The 15,362-nt window shown below is 61.8% G+C and carries 12 protein-coding genes; 4 read left to right on the plus strand and 8 right to left on the minus strand.

Annotated elements, in window-relative coordinates:
- Window positions 1-28 precede the first annotated feature (28 nt).
- From AACV02_RS03005 to AACV02_RS03015, 3 genes are read left to right on the plus strand one after another with little or no spacing between them, the layout of a single operon-like run.
- On the plus strand, window positions 29-2,134 hold the full coding sequence (locus AACV02_RS03005; RefSeq protein WP_106575622.1) for a putative bifunctional diguanylate cyclase/phosphodiesterase: 2,106 nt from the start codon (window positions 29-31) through the stop codon (window positions 2,132-2,134).
- A gap of 42 nt (window positions 2,135-2,176) precedes the next feature.
- Window positions 2,177-2,677, plus strand: coding sequence for a M48 metallopeptidase family protein (locus AACV02_RS03010; protein ID WP_094949103.1), 501 nt, complete (start codon window positions 2,177-2,179; stop codon window positions 2,675-2,677).
- 19 nt (window positions 2,678-2,696) lie between these two features.
- Window positions 2,697-2,993 (plus strand): winged helix-turn-helix domain-containing protein, encoded by a 297-nt coding sequence (locus AACV02_RS03015; RefSeq protein WP_106575620.1) that lies wholly within the window; start codon window positions 2,697-2,699, stop codon window positions 2,991-2,993.
- A gap of 114 nt (window positions 2,994-3,107) precedes the next feature.
- On the opposite strand, the gene AACV02_RS03020 is transcribed toward AACV02_RS03015, so the two are convergent.
- Window positions 3,108-3,560, minus strand: coding sequence for a GNAT family N-acetyltransferase (locus tag AACV02_RS03020; RefSeq protein WP_119737526.1), 453 nt, complete (start codon window positions 3,558-3,560; stop codon window positions 3,108-3,110).
- A gap of 198 nt (window positions 3,561-3,758) precedes the next feature.
- On the opposite strand from AACV02_RS03020, the gene AACV02_RS03025 reads away from it, so the two are divergent.
- Complete coding sequence (locus AACV02_RS03025; RefSeq protein ID WP_106575618.1) at window positions 3,759-4,496, plus strand: substrate-binding periplasmic protein; 738 nt, start codon at window positions 3,759-3,761, stop codon at window positions 4,494-4,496.
- Window positions 4,497-4,606: 110 nt separating this feature from the next.
- On the opposite strand, the gene yccS is transcribed toward AACV02_RS03025, so the two are convergent.
- From yccS to AACV02_RS03060, 7 genes are all read right to left on the minus strand, one after another.
- Entirely contained in the window at window positions 4,607-6,790 is a 2,184-nt protein-coding gene (gene yccS, locus AACV02_RS03030; RefSeq protein ID WP_106575617.1) for a YccS family putative transporter, read from the minus strand.
- 214 nt (window positions 6,791-7,004) lie between these two features.
- A complete protein-coding gene (locus AACV02_RS03035) occupies window positions 7,005-8,183 on the minus strand; it encodes an NAD(P)/FAD-dependent oxidoreductase (RefSeq protein ID WP_106575616.1) in 1,179 nt (392 codons plus the stop codon).
- 163 nt (window positions 8,184-8,346) lie between these two features.
- Complete coding sequence (dbpA, locus tag AACV02_RS03040) at window positions 8,347-9,684, minus strand: ATP-dependent RNA helicase DbpA (RefSeq protein ID WP_234452441.1); 1,338 nt, start codon at window positions 9,682-9,684, stop codon at window positions 8,347-8,349.
- 198 nt (window positions 9,685-9,882) lie between these two features.
- The gene (mdtD, locus tag AACV02_RS03045) at window positions 9,883-11,310 is read right to left on the minus strand and encodes a multidrug transporter subunit MdtD (protein WP_119737527.1); all 1,428 of its coding nucleotides are present in this window, start codon (window positions 11,308-11,310) and stop codon (window positions 9,883-9,885) included.
- A 36-nt stretch (window positions 11,311-11,346) separates the two neighbouring features.
- On the minus strand, window positions 11,347-12,237 hold the full coding sequence (locus tag AACV02_RS03050; RefSeq protein WP_119737528.1) for an alpha/beta fold hydrolase: 891 nt from the start codon (window positions 12,235-12,237) through the stop codon (window positions 11,347-11,349).
- Window positions 12,238-12,536: 299 nt separating this feature from the next.
- Complete coding sequence (locus AACV02_RS03055) at window positions 12,537-13,853, minus strand: TldD/PmbA family protein (RefSeq protein ID WP_119737530.1); 1,317 nt, start codon at window positions 13,851-13,853, stop codon at window positions 12,537-12,539.
- Entirely contained in the window at window positions 13,853-15,295 is a 1,443-nt protein-coding gene (locus AACV02_RS03060) for a TldD/PmbA family protein (RefSeq protein WP_119737532.1), read from the minus strand. Before AACV02_RS03060 ends, AACV02_RS03055 begins: the two co-directional genes overlap by 1 nt.
- Window positions 15,296-15,362 lie beyond the last annotated feature (67 nt).

Raw genomic sequence — 15,362 nt, forward strand, 5'->3', positions numbered from 1 at the left:
GTACAGCCCTTCAAGGAAGAGACGTAGCATGGATTGCGCTCCACACCCCGGCGATGGTAGTTCGGTTCTTCTGGTGGTTGATGACTACCCGGAAAACCTCATCAGCATGCGTGCGCTTTTGCAGCGTGAAGATTGGCACGTGATGACCGCGGCTTCCGGGCTGGAAGCGTTGGAGTTACTGCTCGCGCACGAAGTCGACCTGGTCTTGCTGGATGTGCGCATGCCCGGCATGGATGGCTTTGAGGTTGCGCGCCTGATGCGTGGCAGCCAACGCACGCGCATGACGCCAATTATCTTCCTGACCGCCCATGCCCAGTCGCCTGCCTCTGTATTGGAAGGCTATGCCAGCGGCGCCATTGATTACCTGTTCAAACCCTTCGACCCACACATTCTCAAGCCCAAGGTGCAGGCGTTGCTGGAACACCAGCGCAACCGCCGTGCCTTGCAGCGCCTGAGCCATGACCTGGAGTCCGCGCGCGCCTTTAACGCCTCGGTGCTCGACAACGCCGCCGAGGGCATCCTGGTGGTGGGCGAGGGCAGTGTGATCCAGTACGCCAACCCGGCCATTTCGCGGTTGCTGAATGCGACGATGGCCGAGTTGCAGGGCGAAAGCTTTTTGAGCTTCCTGCAAAAGCCCCATGTGCCCGCCTGGCTGGGGTTCGCGATGTACGAGGCGTATCGCAAAGGTGAGACATGGCGCCAGCACGACGCCATTTTGCGCACCAGTCGCGGCCAGCAGGTGCCGGTGGCGTTGTCCTGCGCGCCGTTACCCGCCGAGCAGAAGGCCATGGTCGTGACGGTGCTGGACATGTCCGAGGTGCGCCATCTGCACCAGCAGTTGGAGTTCCAGGCGGTGACCGACCCGTTGACCGGCCTGCTGAACCGGCGCGGCTTCCACCAGGCAGTGGAAAACACGTTGCTGCGCAGCGAGCGAACCGAGCAATCGCTGGTGCTGCTCTACCTGGACCTCGACGGCTTCAAGCGGGTCAACGATTCGTTGGGCCACGACGCGGGAGACCGGGTGCTGCGCTGGGTTTCCGAGCAAATGCAGGCGTGTCTGCGTTCCTACGACATTCTTGGGCGCATGGGCGGGGATGAGTTCACCGCATTGGTGGAGCTGGAATTCCCGGAACAGGCGGCGAAGATTTCGGAAAAACTGATCGAACGCGTGTCGGTGTGTCAGCAGGTCGACGGTTTGGACGTGATGCTTGGCGTCAGCATTGGCATTGCGACCTTCCCGGACTGCGGCTCGGACCTCAATGGCCTGCTGCGCGCGGCCGACATCGCCATGTACGAAGCCAAGCGTGCGGGGCGTCAGCAATATCGCTATTACGATCAGGAAATGAACGGCCGCGCCCGCTCGCGTCTGATGCTTGAAGACAGCGTGCGTACCGCGATTCAAAACAAGGATTTCACCTTGGTGTACCAGCCCCAGGTCTCGCTGGAGGACGGGCGCTTGCGTGGCGTCGAGGCGTTGTTGCGCTGGCAGCACCCGAGCGTCGGCGATGTGCCGCCGGGCTTGTTTTTGCCGTTGCTTGAAGAGGCGCGACTGATCAGCCAGTTGAGCGCCTGGATCTACCAGCAGGTCGCCGCCCAACGTCAGGCCTGGCAAACCAGCTTCGATGAAGAACTGGTGCTGAGCGTGAGCCTGAGCAGCAGTCAGTTCAACATGCCCAACCTGGCCGGCCAACTGCAGCAGGTCCTCGAGCGACATGGGTTGCAGGCGCGGCAGCTGGAGGTGGAAATCAGTGAAGACAGCCTGATGAGCAACCTTGATGAAACCAACAAGCAGCTCAAGTTGTTGCGGCGGATCGGCGTGCGTATCGCCCTGGATGACTTCGGGTTGGGCCAGTGTTCGCTGGCCCATCTGCGTGACCTGGAGTTCGATACGTTGAAGCTGGACCCGCAATTGGTGGCGCGTCTACCGGGTTCGGTGCGGGACGCCGCGATGGCGCGCAGCATCATCCAGTTGTGCGGGCATTTTGATGTGTTAGTGATCGCCGAGGGCGTGGAAACACTCGAACAGGCGCAATGGCTGAAAGCCAATGGTTGCTCGTTCGTCCAAGGGCCATGGGCGGCCCAGCCCTTGATTGCTGAGGAAGTGGCCGATTGGTCTCACCCCCGTCTGCTTTAGATTCGCTACACTGGCGCCCATTCGAACCCTGTTGCAGACCCCATGACCGCGCTGAAATACCTCCAGGCTTACCCCGCAGCGCTCCAGGAGCAAGTGCGCCAGATGATCGCCAAGGATCAGTTGGGCGCCTACCTGGAGCAACGCTACCCCGAGCGCCATGCGGTGCAAAGTGACAAGGCGTTGTACAGCTATGCCCTGGCCTTGAAGCAGGAACACCTGCGTAACGCGCCGGCCATCGACAAAGTGCTGTTCGACAACCGCCTGGACCTGACCCACCGCGCCCTGGGCCTGCACACCACGATTTCACGGGTGCAGGGCGGCAATCTCAAATCCAAGAAAGAGATTCGCATCGCGGCGTTGTTCAAAGAGGCGGCGCCGGAATTTCTGCGCATGATCGTTGTGCACGAACTGGCGCACTTCAAGGAATCGGACCACAACAAGGCGTTCTATAAACTCTGCGAATACATGATGCCCGGCTACCATCAGGTGGAATTCGACCTGCGGGTGTACCTCACGTATCGCGATTTGCAGGGCAAGCCCTAACCTCACCAGGCGACCAAGCATGGACGTGAGCAAGACCAAAAGCAGTTTCTATCGCCGCCTGTACGTGGCGTACCTGATCGACAGCGGGCTGGCCAGCAGCGTCCCGGCGTTGACCGACGCCACCGGCATGCCGCGGCGCACGGCGCAGGACACGATTGCGGCATTGGCCGACCTGGATATTCTGTGTGAGTTCGAGCAGGAAGACGGCGCGCGCAATCATGCCGGGCGCTACCGGATTCGTAGCTGGGGGGCGATCGACCGCAAGTGGATCGAGGCGAATCTGGGGGCGATCAAGCAGGTGTTGGGTTATCCCTGAAATAGGGCGGTGATGGGGCTGACGCTTTCGCGAGCAAGCCCGCTCCCACATTCGACCGCGTTTCAAAGGGTGTGCACGGTTAATGTGGGAGCGGGCTTGCTCGCGAAGGGGCCATCAGGCGCGGCGCATGCCAATGTGCGGAATATCGTCCTCCAGGTATTCCTCACCCTCCGCCACAAACCCGTACCGCCCGTAATACCCCTGCAAATGCGCCTGGGCTGACAGAAAAATCGGCGTTTCAGGCCAGATGTCGTCAATCCGCTTGAGGGCTTCTTCCATCATTTGATGGCCCAGCCCGGTGCCGCGTGCCACTGGCGCGACGATCACTCGGCCGATCACCACATCACCGCCCTGGGATTCCGGGTCCAGCAGGCGCAGGTAGGCCACCAGCTCGTCGTCTTTCCAGGCCATCAGGTGGTGGGTATCACCCGAAAGGTCCTGCCCGTCGAGGTCTGGATACACGCACTGCTGTTCAACAACAAAGACCTCGCTGCGCAAGCGCAGAAGGGCGTACAGCTGGTCCTTGCCCAAGTCTTCCTGGTGTTTGCAGACCCAATTAACCGTCATGGTGTGTTCTCTTGTTAATGGCTGTTGCCGATAGTAAGCGTGACGGTCACGACTGTCTAAATTCAGCATTTTTGTGAATGGCGTCAATTTGCCATCATTCAGTGCGAGCGCGGCCCGGTTCTTTGTGTAATCTGCAATGCAGGCTCATTGATGAGCTACTGTTATCAGGCCACTGCCTGCCCGCCAAGGACTTTAAGCATGCCGCGATTTTCTCGTGCCGTTGCTTTGATAGGAGTGTTGTTGCTGGCCACGCCAGCGGTCGCACAACGTCTGCGTTTGGTAGCGGATGCCTGGCCACCGTTTACCGATTCGACATTGATCAACGGTGGGCTGGCCACCGACATTGTCAGCACGGCCCTGGCGCGCGCCGGCTACGCCAGTGACTTTGAGCAGGTACCTTGGGCGCGAGCGTTGATGGGTGTGGGTGATGGCCGCTATGACGTGTTGGTCAATGCCTGGTACGACGAGGCGCGCACGCAACTGGGGCAGTTTTCCGCTGAATACCTGCTCAACCGCGTGCGGTTTATCAAGCGCCGGGACGACCCCATCGATTATCAGAACCTGGAACAGCTGCACGGTGAGCCCATCGCCGTGGTGCGCGGGTATGCCTATTCGGCGGCGTTCGACCAGGATGCGCAGCTGCAGAAAGTGCCGGTGCATAACTTCGCCATGGCCGTGCGCATGCTCGCGGCGCAACGCGTGAGGCTGACGCTGGAAGACGAGTATGTCGCCCGCTATTACCTGGCACGCGAGTCGCCACGGGTGCGCAATACGGTGGAGTTTTTACCCCAGCCGTTGAGTGAAAACAGCCTGCATATTCTGGTCAGCCTGAAGAACCCCGAGCATGCGCAGATCATTGCCGGTTTCGACCGCGAGATTGCCAAGATGAAGGTCGATGGCAGTTATGCGCGGTTGATGAAGGCGCATGGGATGTAGTTTGTAGTGCTCTTGCGGGCCTCTTCGCGAGCAAGCCCGCTGCCACATCAACCGCGCACATCCTTTGTAATGCGGTCGAGTGTGGCAGCGGGCTTGCTCGCGAAGGCGGCCTAAGCCGCGCGGGTGTCCTTGATCAGGTGCGCCGCCAGCGTGCGCAACGGCCCCAGCTGCCGGCAGATCAACGCCAATTGTGTCTGCACCAACCGCTGCCCCTCATCGATCTCATCCGGCATCTGCTCCAGGTCCGCCGCCAGGGCTTCTTCGGCGTCGCTTTGAATCGCGATCGGCTGCTTGTTGGCCAGCCCCGTGGCGATCTCGTCGATACTCGCTGCCAGGCTGTTGCCGGCGCCGTCGATCAAGTGCTCACGCACTTCGGCCGGCAGCTGGGTTTCCCGGTGTGCGCCCAGCCCCGACAGGTAGCTGAGCAAGGTGTGCGACAGCACCAAAAAGCGGAAGCCTACGTCAGCTTCTTTGCGAAAGTGCCCAGGCTCCATCAGCATGTTTGCCAGCGTGGTGGACAGCGCCGCATCGGCGTTGTGCGCGTTGCGCCGGGCCAGGCGGTAGGCCAGGTCGTCGCTCTTGCCGGCGGCGTATTGCTGCATGATCTGGCGCAGGTAGATGCTGTTGCAGGTCAGGGTGTTGGCCAGCACCTTGTTCAGGCGCCGGCCTTGCCAGTCCGGCAGGAACAGGAACACCGCCAGGCCCGCGATCAGGCTGCCAATCAGCGTATCGAACAGCCGTGGCAGGAACAGCCCGTAGCCATCACCCACCTGGTTGAAGCAGAACAACACCATCAAGGTGATCGCCGCCGTGGCCAGGGTGTAGCGGGTGGTGCGGTTGATAAAGAACACCAGGCCGGCGGCGATGGCGAACAGCGATTGCACCAGCGGGCTTGGGAACAGGTCGAACAGGGCCCAGGCCACGGTCAGGCCGATGGCCGTGCCGATGATCCGTTGGCCGAGTTTGCGCCGGGTGGCGCCATAGTTGGGCTGGCACACGAACAGGGTGGTGAGGATGATCCAATAACCCTGGGAGGCGTGAATCGCATGCAGGGTGCCGTAGCCAATGGTCAGCGCCAGGGCCAGGCGCAAGGCATGGCGGAACAGCAGCGAGGTCGGCGTCAGTTGCGTGCGCAGGCGCGTCCACATTTCCTTGAGGTTGCGTGGCGCACGGTCCAGCAGGTTGCTGTCGGTGGCGTCCGCGAGGGCATCGGGGTTGCTGGCGTCGCCGAGCAGGCGGTCAAGGGTCGACAGGTTGGCTGCCAGGGCGCGCAACGAGCGCAGCAGGCCGCGCCAGGCAGGGTTGCTCTGGATGCGCAGGTGTTCCAGCGAGGCATTCAGGTCGCCCAGCGCTTCGGCAAAGCTGTCGTCATAAATGAATGGCTGGCGCAGCTGGATCGACTCGCCCAGGGTTTCGCAGGCTTTGCCTTGCTGGCGCAACAGGCGCTGACAGCGGAACAGCACGTCGCTGTGGAAAAAGGCGTCGGCCAGGGCGTTGTACGGGTAGTGCGAGGAGCTGGCGCGTTCGTGGATGTCCTGAGCAAGGAAGTACAGCTTCAAGTAGCGGCTGACCTTCGAGCCGGGCCGACCATTGCCCACGCGGTGCAGGATGATTTCCTTCGCCGCATTCAGCGCTGCTACAACGCGCCCGTTTTGCTGGGCGAGTTCCAGGCGGCGAGCCTCTACATCCAGCTGGCGGATCGGTTCGAACAAGGATGATTTGAGTTTGAGATAACGCCCCAGTTCGCGAAACAGCCGCGCCAGGCTTTGCTGCACCGGCTGGTTGGAAAACAGTGCCTGCCACAGCACCGAGAGCACGCCATACCAGGCGGCACCCGCCACCAGCAGCAGCGGTTCGTGCCAGAAATCAGAGACGGCGCCCCCGCGCTGGTCCACACCAATCATGGTGTACACCGACAGAATCAGCGTCGCCGAAGCAATCGCGCCATAGCGTTCGCCCAGCGCACCCAGCATGGTCAGGCAGAAACTGGCCAGGGCCAGGGCGATCGCGAAAATCCACGGGTAAGGGAACAGCAGCTCCACCGACAGCGCGGCGATGCTGAAACACACCAGCGTCACCGCCAGAGCGTTGAGGCGGCCTTGCCAACTGTCATCGGTCTCGGCCAGGGCGCTGGCGATAATCCCCAGGAACAGCGGGATCAGCAGCGTCATTTCGTCCTGATACCAGCACAGCGCCATGCTGCCGGTGAGGGCGATGAACACCCGTACGCTGTAACTGAATTTATCCAGCGCCCACAGGCGCCGCATGGACTGCTTGAACGAGGTCGATGACATGAAGGCTGGAGTCTTCCGGGACGATGCCGCTAAATTGAGCTATCAAGGACGTCACGGCAAGCGTGGCGATCACATCAATTGCGCAAAATAACTTCCAGGCGCCCCAAATCTAATGTGGGAGCTGGCTTGCCTGCGATAGCGATGGTAAATCCAACGCCGCTGTCGCAGGCAAGCCAGCTCCCACAGGGTTTTGCATTTCAAGGTTTAAGCGGCGTCAGGCGTATTGCGCGGCGGCGTAGCCCGACGCCCAGGCCCACTGGAAGTTGAACCCGCCCAGGTGACCGGTCACATCCAGCACTTCGCCGATGAAGTAGAGCCCAGGGCTTTTCAGCGATTCCATGGTCTTGGACGACACTTCCCGCGTATCAACTCCACCCAGCGTGACCTCGGCCGTGCGATAGCCTTCAGTGCCCGCCGGCACCAGTTGCCAGCTCGACAGCTTTTGCGCGATGTCAGCGATTTCGGCGTGGGTGTACTGCTTCATCGGTTTGGACGCAAACCAGGTGTCGGCCAGCAGGTTGGCCATCTTCTTGGTAAAGATCTCACCCAGCAGGGTTTTCAACTCGCTGTTGGGGCGCTCGACCTGTTGCTGTTGCAGCCAGGCGTGGGCGTCGTGGTCGGGCAGCAGGTTGATTTCGACCGTGTCGCCGGTTTCCCAGTACGAGGAAATCTGCAAGATCGCCGGCCCGCTCAGGCCGCGGTGAGTAAACAGGATGTTCTCGCGAAAGCTCTGGTCGTTGCAGCTGACCAGGCAGTCCACCGAGGTGCCGGACAGCTCGCCGCACAAGTCCTTGAGCTGGTCGGTGATGGTAAACGGCACCAACCCTGCGCGGGTCGGCAGCAGTTCATGGCCGAACTGCTTGGCTACCTGATAACCGAACCCGGTAGCGCCCAAGGTCGGAATCGACAGGCCGCCCGTGGCGATTACCAGGGATTCGCAGCGCAACTCACCCAGGGTGGTTTGCAACTGATAACCGGCCTCCAGCTTGGCAATTTCCTGAACCGACGTGTCCAGGTGCATGCTCACGCCGGCTTGTATGCATTCATCGAGCAGCATGCCGAGGATGTCGCTGGACTTGTTATCGCAGAACAACTGGCCAAGCTTCTTCTCGTGGTACGGCACGCCATGCTTGGCCACCAGCCCGATAAAATCCCACTGGGTGTAGCGGGCCAGCGCAGACTTGCAGAAGTGCGCGTTGTGCGAAAGGAAGTTGGCCGGCTCGGTGTACATGTTGGTGAAATTGCAGCGGCCACCGCCGGACATCAGGATCTTTTTGCCGGCCTTGTTCGCGTGGTCGATCAACATCACCTTGCGCCCACGCCCGGCGGCGGTCAGCGCGCACATCAAGCCTGCGGCGCCGGCGCCAATGATCACAACTTCGGTCGAGCGCACAGCAATGTCCTCACAAAAAAATTGATCTGAAATGCAATCAAATGTGGGAGCTGGCTTGCCTGCGATGCATCAACTCGGTCGATCTGTCAGACCGAGTCGCCTGCATCGCGGGCAAGCCCGGCTCCCACATTGATTCGGTTCCTACAACAGGAACGCGGTGTTTTTACAGGATGCGCACGCGCAACGAACGGCCTTTGATTTTGCCGTCATTCAAACGCTGCAGCGCCTGCTTGGCGATCCCGCGTTCCACGGCCACAAAGGCCTGGAAGTCAAAGATCGCGATTTTGCCGACCTGGGCACCCGGAATGCCGGCTTCACCGGTCAATGCGCCGAGAATGTCGCCTGGGCGAACCTTGTCTTTACGGCCAGCGGCGATGCACAGGGTGCTCATCTGCGGCAGCAACGGGCCGCCGCTTTGTGGCTTGAGGTTGTCCAGCTGGTCCCAGTTCAGCGGCGACTTCTGCAGTTGCTCGATGGCCTGGGCGCGATGCGCTTCGGACGGCGCCACCAGGCTGATGGCGATGCCGGTTTCGCCCGCGCGGCCGGTACGGCCTACGCGGTGAATGTGGATTTCCGAGTCGCGGGCCAGTTCGACGTTGATCACCATGTCCAGCGAGTCAATGTCCAGGCCCCGCGCGGCCACGTCGGTGGCGACCAGCACCGAGGTGCTGCGGTTGGCGAACATCGCCAGTACCTGGTCACGGTCGCGCTGTTCCAGGTCGCCATGCAGGCCGACGGCGGAAATGCCTTTGGACGTCAGGTGATCCACGGTTTCCTGCACTTGCTGCTTGGTAAAGCAGAACGCCACGCACGAGGCCGGGCGGAAATGCGCCAGCACCTTGGTCACGGCGTCCATGCGCTCTTCCGGCGAGATCTCGTAGAAGCGCTGTTCGATCTGGTCGTCGGAGTGGAACGCTTCGGCCTTCACTTGCTGCGGCGCGCGCATGAACTTGGACGCCAGCTGCTTGATGCTCACCGGGTAGGTAGCCGAGAACAGCAGGGTCTGGCGGCGCGCCGGGGTCTTGCTGATGATGTCTTCGATGGCGTCGTAGAAGCCCATGTCGAGCATGCGGTCAGCTTCGTCGAGGATCAGTGTGTTCAAACCGTCCAGCACCAGCGAACCCTTGCGCAGGTGCTGCTGGATGCGGCCCGGTGTGCCGACGATGACGTGGGCGCCGTGTTCCAGCGAGGCAATCTGCGGGCCGAGGGACACGCCGCCGCACAGGGTCAGCACCTTGATGTTGTCTTCGGCGCGCGCCAGGCGACGGATTTCCTTGGCGACCTGGTCGGCCAGCTCACGCGTCGGGCACATCACCAGCGCCTGGCAGCCGAAGTAGCGCGGGTTGATCGGGTTCAACAGGCCGATGCCGAAGGCGGCGGTTTTACCGCTGCCGGTCTTGGCCTGGGCAATCAGGTCCAGCCCCTTGAGGATCACCGGCAAGCTTTGCGCCTGGATCTGCGTCATCTCGACATAACCCAGCGAGTCGAGGTTAGCCAGCATGGCGGCGGAGAGCGGCAAAGTATTAAAAGCGGTGGCGATGGTAGTCACGGGACTGGCTCTGCAAAACAAAATGTCGCGCAGTGTAGCAGCCCGCCGGGGTTTTTCTCGCAAGTTCTAGACGAGGGGAGGCGGGCAGCGGCAAGTTACGCGCGGCAAGCCGCCGGCTTGAGGCTTACAGCTTGACGCTTGCCGCTGCTGCTAATGCTCAATGTCGTGCTCACGGCTGACCACGCGTTTGCCGTCTTTTGGCGACAATTGCAGGAAGATCGCTGCCGCCAGCATCGCCATGATGCCCACGGTGACGAAGGTCAATTGGAACGCGCCGAGCACGGTGTCGACCCCATCGTTGCCCACTTCAGCGGTGAAACCACCCAGCAGCGCACCGGCGCACGCCACCCCAAGGCTCAGGGACAACTGCGCCACCACCGAGAGCAAACTGTTGCCGCTGCTGGCCTGGGCGTCGTCGAGGTCGATCAGGGTGACGGTGTTCATTGCGGTGAACTGCAAGGAGTTGATCGCACCCAGCACCGCCAGCATTACCAGTAGAAGCGGATAGGGCGTCTGCTCGCTGACCAGGCCCATGCTCGCCAGCATGATGCCCAGCGCCAGGGTGTTGCCGGTCAGCACCACGCGGTAGCCCAGGCGCTCGATCAGCGGCCGGGCGATGGACTTGGCAAACATCGCCGCCGCCGCCAGGGGCAGCATGCTCATCCCGGCTTCGGACGGCGAGTAACCGAGCGCCACCTGCAACAGCAGCGGCACCAGAAACGGCAATGCGCCGCTGCCCAGGCGGGCGAACAGGTTGCCGAGAATGCCCACGGCAAAGGTGCGCGTCTTGAACAGCACCGGCGAGAACAGCGGGTTGTCGATATGCCCGGCGCGCAGCCAATACGCCGCCAGGCACGCCAGCCCGCCGAACAGCAGCAACATCACGCGCAAATGCGGCAAGTGCAATTCGCCCAGGCCCTCCATGGCGATGGTGATCAGCACCATCGCCGCGCCAAACAGCACGAACCCCACGCTGTCGAAACGCGTGCGCTCGCTGCCGCGCAAGTCGGGGATGAGTTTCCACACGGCGTAGCATCCGATCATGCCCACCGGCAGGTTGATCAGGAAGATCCAGTGCCAGGTCAGGTATTGCACCATCCAGCCGCCCATGGTCGGGCCGAGCAATGGGCCGAGCAGGCCGGGAATGGTAATGAAGCCCATGATCCGCACCAGTTCGGAGCGCGGATAAGCGCGTAAGACGACCAGTCGCCCCACCGGCAGCATCAGCGCGCCGCCCAAGCCCTGGATGACCCGCGCGCCCACCAGCATGGTCAAGCTGCTGGACAGGGCACACAGCAGCGAGCCAATGCTGAACAGCATGATCGCGCCAAAGAAGATTTTTTTGGTGCCGAAGCGGTCGGCGACCCAACCCGAGGCCGGGATCAGCAAGGCGACGGTGAGCATGTAAGCAATCACCACGCCTTGCATGCGCAGCGGGTTTTCCGCGAGGTCCCGGGCCATGGCCGGCAGTGCGGTGTTGAGAATCGTCCCATCCAGCGACTGCATGAAGAAGGCAATCGCCACCACCCAGGGGAGCCAGCGGGCGGTCTTGGCGTCGAGAGGGGCGCGATTGGGCATGAGCTACCTTTTTGTTAGCAGGCTATGTGTCGGCGATTATGCGCCATCCGTCGCTCCTTTTCCCACTGGCGGTTCGTCTAAATCTGACAATGTCGCGTGCTCTCCGACGAGGTAATCCAGCAGCGCACGGTGCACCGCCAGCGCAGCCTCGCGGGATTCAAGGTCGAGCAAGTGGCCGGTGTGTTCGGCGACGGCGAACGTGCTGCGGCCCACATACTGTTTGAACAGCCGGGCCTCCGCTGCCGGGGTGTACTCATCCAGCGCGCCGTTGATGAAATGCACCGGTGTTTCGATCTGCGTGAGCGCCGGCAAGTAGTTGCCATCGCCCAGCCCCAGCACCTGGTGGATATGAAAGCGCGCCTGGCGGTACTCGGTGGTGGCCATGTTCGACAGGTGCCGGTGGTTATTGCGCTTGAGCCTGGGTGACAGGTATTTGCCGACCGTCTCGTTGAGCAGGTGACCGACGGCGGACTTGTCATCCGCCTCGATCAACACGCGCACGCGCTCGACATAGTCGAGCATGGCCTGGTTGAGGTTGGGCGCCAGGGCCATCACCACCGAGCTTTCGATAGAGGGCGGGTTGTGCGCCAGGGTCAGCAGCGTGGAGATGCCGCCCCAGGAGGCCGACACCAGGTGGCTGACCTGGAAACGTTCCACCAGGGCACGCAGGATTTGGACTTCGTCGTCCTTGGTGACCAGGTCAAGGTTGCTGTTGTGCTCGCGCGAAAGGCCGGAGAACGGCAGATCGAACAGCAGCACATTGAAGTGTTCCGCCAGGCATTTGCTGGTGCGGGCGAAGGAGCGGGTGGTGGACAGTGCCCCATTGACCATCAGGACGGTTTTCTTTTCCGAATCGTTACCGAGCTGCTCAACGTGAACGTTGTAGTGTTTGAACAGCCCTTCTATGACAAAACTTCCATGGTCCATGTCAACGCTCCAGCTTGCCCAATCCAGGCAAGGTCATGCATCACGTGCGCACACGTGGGGTTAGTGGCGGGGTGCCACTAACCGTTATAACGAGGTTTTTTACGGGCGACAACCGGCCGTGTTCGCGGGCGGCGAAGAAGGGAAATGACAGTAGGAGGGGGTGGAGCAGTGATGTATGAAATCAGCGAAACCCCTTGTGGGAGCGGGCTTGCTCGCGAAAGCGGTGGGTCAGTTAACAGGTATGTCTACTGATACGACGCTTTCGCGAGCAAGCCCGCTCCCACAGGGGGTGGTGGTGTTTACAGGGTGAGAGTCAGGCGTTTGACCAACGCGCCTGGCAACAAGTTGGACGCGGTATTGCGCTGGCTATACGTACTGGCCGACAACAGCAACTCCCGCTCAGCCGTCAGCGCTTCCAGCTGTGAACCGAGCAACTGATAGACGCTGTCATCAAAACGCATGGTGCTGACCGGCGCCTTGATCTCGCCGTCTTCCACCCAGAAGGTGGCAAAACGCGTCATGCCGGTCAGGCGGGCGGCTGGCAGGTCGGAGTAGTTCAAGTACCACAGGTTGCTGATGTACAGCCCGGTGCCCAATTGCTTGAGGATATCGGCCTGGGCGAGGCTGCCCGCCGCCATCTGCAAGGCGCTGGGCGACTCGTCGCTGCTGGCACCGTTGGTGCTCAGGCCGTATTCGGCGGCGCTGCGCGAGTTGATCAACTGGCCCTCGGCTTTGCCCGCGTTGATCAGCGTGACGTCCCCGCGCGGGTAGCCTTCGGTGGAGAACGCCTGGCTCAGCGAGCCGCTGATCTGCTCATCGACTTTTACCAATGGGCTCAACGACTGCTCACCGGCATACAGCTTTTGCAACGAGCTGGCTTTGCTGGCGATGGCCTGAGCGGAAAACCCGCCCCAGGTGATGATGCTGATGATTTCTTCCAGCGCTGCCGGCGCCAAGTAGGCGCGGTACTGCCCAGGGGCGAGCTGGTGCAGCGGGCGCCCAAGAAACGCCAGTTGCTCGCGCGCCTGCTGGAAGCGTGCGGCGAATTCGGCGCTGTTCCAGGTGTGCCCGGCGTAGCTGGCTTTGACCGCTTCGCCATTGGCGTGGAACAGGCTGAAATCGAAGTTGAAACTGTTGGCCTGATGCCAGCCGAACGCGCCGTCGGAACTGGCGAACCCACGGCTGATCGGGCCAGCAGCGTAAAAGCCGACCAGGTCCACGCCTTCTGCGGCCTGGCTGATGTCTTCCAGCACCTGGGCCAGTTCCGGCAGCGGTCGTAACTGCTCGTTATGGCTTTGCCAGGCGTTGTGGTTCAGCAGCAGGTATGGGTCCTGTGGCAGCAAAGGCAAGGTTTCGCGCAACTGTTGCAGGCCATCGGCGAGGCGCTGGCGGTCCAGTTCCGGCTCACCGGCCAGGGTAATGCCGAGGTCGGCGTGGCGGCCGTCGTTGATCAGCTTGAGGTTGAGGCTGGCCTGTTGCACCTGGCCGGCCTGGCGCACCTGGGCGTGGTTGAAGCGTACAAACTCGGATGATTCGTCTGCGTAGCCGAGGTGAAATTGTTCCTTGTCGGTGATGGCCTGCTTGAGCCAGTTCACCAGTGCCTTGAAGTTGTTCATCAGGCATCTCCCCCAAATACGTCGACATCACTGAACACACACGCCGGTGACGCGTGACCCACGCGAATCACTTGGTTGGGCTCGCCTTTGCCGCAATTCGGCGTGCCCAACACCTTGAAGGTGCTGGCGTCGCCGACGGCGCTGAGCTTGCGCCAGAACTGCGCGGAAATCGCACGGTAGTTGGGGTTCTTCACCACGCCCTTGAGCTCGCCGTTTTCGATCAGTTGGCCCCACTCGCAGCCGAACTGGAATTTATTGCGCGCATCGTCAATGGACCAGGAGCGGTTGGTGCTCATCAGAATGCCATGCTCGATGCCGCTAACGAGTTCGGCCTGGGTTTTGTCGCCGGCCTCGATGTTCAAGTTGGCCATGCGGTCGATCGGCGCGCGGTTCCAGCTGCACGCGCGGCTGTTAGCGACCCCGCCGAGCCCCGAGCGAAATTGCGACAGCGCGCCGCCCAATGGCTTGAGCAGCAGACCGTCGCGGATCAGGAACTGCTTGGTGGCGCGGGTGCCGTCGTCGTCATGGCTGTAGCTGGCGAGCTGCTCGGGAATGTCCGGGTCGAAGGTCACGTTGAGCAAGGGCGAGCCGTATTGCAGGTGGCCAAAATCGCTGGCCTTCACAAAGCTGGTGCCGGCGTAATTGCGCTCATCACCCAGGATGCGGTCCAGTTCCAGCGGGTGACCGATGGACTCGTGGATCTGCAGGATCATCTGGTCGGGCATCAGCAGCAGATCACGCGGGCCGTTTGGTGTGTTGGGCGCGAGCAGCAGTTGCAGGGCTTCGTCGGCCACCTGGCGGGCGGCGCCGGCCAGGCCGAAGCGGCGAATCACGTTCGCACTGCCTTGTTGGCCGAAGTTGGTGCCGCCCAGGGTGCGGGTCTGGCTGTCGTTGCCGTCAAACGCGGTGACGCTCAGGCCCGGGTAGACGAAACGCTGAGCCTGGCGCAGTTCGGCACCGGCGCTGTTGAGGTAGATCTGCTCCACGCGGGTGGTGCCCAGGCTGACTTCCCAACTGACCAGACGCTCGTCCTTGGGCACGCTGGCAGACTCATCGCCCAGCAATTGGTAGCAGTCGCTCAAGGATAGGAAGGGCTGGTCGAGGTCCGGTGACAGGTAGTCGGCGACGTCACTGGAGACCGGCTGCGTGTGCAGGTCGAGCAGGGCGTGGGGCAAGATCCGCCGGGCTTGCTGTTCAGCACGCTCAAGGGCGGCTTGCAGGCCGGCAAGGGAGATATCGTTGGTGGCGGCGTAGGCTTCCACGCCGTTCAGACGCACGGTGAGCATGGCGCCCTCGTCGTGGTTCAGATGGGGCGGCTCGGCGACGTTTTTGCGCACAGAGAGGTACTGGCCGGACTCGCGCACGTAGCGCAGGGAGAAGAAGTCGGCGGTGGTGCGCAGGGCACTGAAGTGCTTTTTGAGTGTGGCGTGGTGGTCAAACATGGGGCCTTCCTTGTGGGCGGCTCGGCGCGGGCAGGCAAATAGAGTAGGCCTGGGCTGGGAGCTGATC

It is taken from the genome of Pseudomonas sp. Larv2_ips (genome assembly GCF_963879675.1).
Lineage (GTDB): Bacteria > Pseudomonadota > Gammaproteobacteria > Pseudomonadales > Pseudomonadaceae > Aquipseudomonas.

Bases quoted from the DNA above. Each gene is read 5' to 3' on its own strand.
- AACV02_RS03020 (WP_119737526.1), bottom strand. From the start codon at position 3,560: ATGACGGTTAATTGGGTCTGCAAACACCAGGAAGACTTGGGCAAGGAC.
- AACV02_RS03005 (WP_106575622.1), top strand. From the start codon at position 29: ATGGATTGCGCTCCACACCCCGGCGATGGTAGTTCGGTTCTTCTGGTG.
- dbpA (WP_234452441.1), bottom strand. From the start codon at position 9,684: ATGCTGGCTAACCTCGACTCGCTGGGTTATGTCGAGATGACGCAGATC.
- AACV02_RS03055 (WP_119737530.1), bottom strand. From the start codon at position 13,853: ATGAACAACTTCAAGGCACTGGTGAACTGGCTCAAGCAGGCCATCACC.
- AACV02_RS03060 (WP_119737532.1), bottom strand. From the start codon at position 15,295: ATGTTTGACCACCACGCCACACTCAAAAAGCACTTCAGTGCCCTGCGC.
- AACV02_RS03050 (WP_119737528.1), bottom strand. From the start codon at position 12,237: ATGGACCATGGAAGTTTTGTCATAGAAGGGCTGTTCAAACACTACAAC.
- AACV02_RS03010 (WP_094949103.1), top strand. From the start codon at position 2,177: ATGACCGCGCTGAAATACCTCCAGGCTTACCCCGCAGCGCTCCAGGAG.
- AACV02_RS03025 (WP_106575618.1), top strand. From the start codon at position 3,759: ATGCCGCGATTTTCTCGTGCCGTTGCTTTGATAGGAGTGTTGTTGCTG.
- mdtD (WP_119737527.1), bottom strand. From the start codon at position 11,310: ATGCCCAATCGCGCCCCTCTCGACGCCAAGACCGCCCGCTGGCTCCCC.
- yccS (WP_106575617.1), bottom strand. From the start codon at position 6,790: ATGTCATCGACCTCGTTCAAGCAGTCCATGCGGCGCCTGTGGGCGCTG.
- AACV02_RS03015 (WP_106575620.1), top strand. From the start codon at position 2,697: ATGGACGTGAGCAAGACCAAAAGCAGTTTCTATCGCCGCCTGTACGTG.